General features: G+C 74.0%; 2 protein-coding genes. Both read right to left on the bottom strand.

Annotation, left to right across the window (positions count from 1 at the left end; all coding sequences use genetic code 11):
* Window positions 1–1,090, bottom strand: a 1,090-nt coding sequence (locus AB0C29_RS45940) for a hypothetical protein (protein WP_360834330.1), incomplete at its 3' end; no start/stop codon positions are given.
* Window positions 1,091–1,127: 37 nt separating this feature from the next.
* Window positions 1,128–1,805, bottom strand: coding sequence for a phenylalanine--tRNA ligase beta subunit-related protein (locus tag AB0C29_RS45945; RefSeq protein WP_360834332.1), 678 nt, complete (start codon window positions 1,803–1,805; stop codon window positions 1,128–1,130).
* Between the last annotated feature and the right edge of the window lie 150 nt (window positions 1,806–1,955).

Raw genomic sequence — 1,955 nt, forward strand, 5'->3', positions numbered from 1 at the left:
TTTCGTTGGACAGATAGTTGCCGCCGCCACCGGACTGGGCCTGCGACCCGGGCGTCGGCCCGTTGTTGTGACACTGCACCGCGGCCGGGTCCGGGCGGGTGCCAGCCGGCCACTCGCACAGCCGGGGGTTCAGCGCCGTCGGCCACGGGCCGGTCCCGGCCGCGACCATCGCCGCCCACGGCAGCGTCGTCTCGATGAACTCCGGCTGGGGCTCCGGCTGCGGCCAGCGGGGCGCCGGGGGCACCGGCTCGGCCACGCCCTCGTTGTTGTTGTCCGGCGAGCCGCCGCGCCAGGCACCGGCCCACTGCTCGATGTTCATCAGGCCGCGGTTGCCCTGGCTGATCGTCATGATCAGGTCGGCGCGCTGCCGGGACCGGGCGGTCAGGTGCGGCCCGAAGGTGTCCTCGACGATGCCGGCGTTGAAGCCGCTCCACGTCACGGGCAGCGCCACGGCCTGCACCTGCACCCGGTGGCCGGCCACGGTGAAGCGCAGGCCGTCGAGCTGCAGCGCCGACGCCCCGGACGGGTTCGACCGGCGGATCTCCCCGTTCAGCTGGTACGGGTCGAACCCGCTGACCAGCACCCGCCGCACCCCGTGCGCGAAGTCGGTGGAGGAGACCCCGCGGGCCGCGTACTCGTACGTCCGCAGCAGGCCGGCGCGCTGGGCGTCGGTGAGCGGGAACGCGGGCTGCCACTGCCGCAGGTCACGCGTGCCCATCAGCCGGGTCCAGTACAGCGGGCGGTCGTCGTACCGCTCGATCGTGCCCATCCGTACCTTGCCCTGGGCCCGCAGCACGGCCGTACGCCACAGCCGGTCACCCTCGCGCCGCAGCACCCGCTGCGCGTCGGCGACCGACCGCGTCCGGCACAGGGACCCCGTCAGAGCCCGCGCGTACGGCGTGAAACCACCCGCCTCGACCAGCTCGTAAGGCACCCGCGTCCCACCGGGCAGGGCCGGGGTCTCGATCCGGCCCTCCTCGTAGGTGACGGGGGCGGTGCGGTCGTAACACCCCGCGGGGCCTGCGGCCGTGGCGGCCTGGGGAACGGCCAGGAGCGCCGCGCTGACTGCGATCACGGTGACCAGACGCATCGGACCTGCCTTCACCAGAGGGCATCGACGTGGGTGACTATATCGTGAATCCGGGCGCGTCCCGGGTGAGAACGGACACCCGTTCCGCCCCCAGGGCGTCGGCCAGAGCGGCGGTCAGGCGGGCGATGTCGGCGGCTGCTCCCTCGTGCAGGGCCTCGGCCACGATGAGCGCGGTCGTGGTGTCCGCGGTGACGGCGGAGAGCCCGCTCTGCCGGTTGGTCCAGCGCCGGGCGTGGGCGTTGCCGGCGGTGTCGGCGAACGTCACCTCGCCGGGCACCGGGTGCTCCTTCTCGCCGCCGAAGGTCAGGTAGGTCTCGTTCCCGGTGGCGTGGCGAACCTCGAGGTCGCCGTCGATCCGGGCGACGTCCAGCGCGGCGACCGGAATCGCGGAGGCCGCGGACATCGCGTTGCACACGTCGACCAGCGGATGCACCGTGGGCAGCTCACCGTCGCGCCGCAGCCGGCGCAGCAGCGACTCGGAGGCGCAGCGGTACTGGGTGGCCTTCACGCCCAGGGCGGTGAACGCGCGCCGCCACGCCTGGATCTCCGGGAACTGGCCTTCGGGACCGGCCGCGAGCCGTTCGCGCGCGACCATGAGCTGGTGCGCGACCACTTCGGCGGCGTGCGCGGCGGTGGGTACGGCCGTCACCAGCAGCGCGCCCGCGGCAAGAGCCGGGAACTCCCGCCAGACGTCGTCGTGATGCTGGAACCTCATGCGATCTCCCCGGTGAGTGCGGTCATCGGACGGCGACCCGTGAGCGGCCGGTCAGGACTTCTCCCGGCGGTGGTGCGCAGGCCGATCGCCAGGCCCAGGGCCACGACGGCGATGCCGGCCCAGACCAGCGGGCGGGGCGCCGGTCCGCCC

Origin of the sequence: Actinoplanes sp. NPDC048791, from assembly GCF_040650095.1 — a bacterium.
Lineage (GTDB): Bacteria > Actinomycetota > Actinomycetes > Mycobacteriales > Micromonosporaceae > Actinoplanes.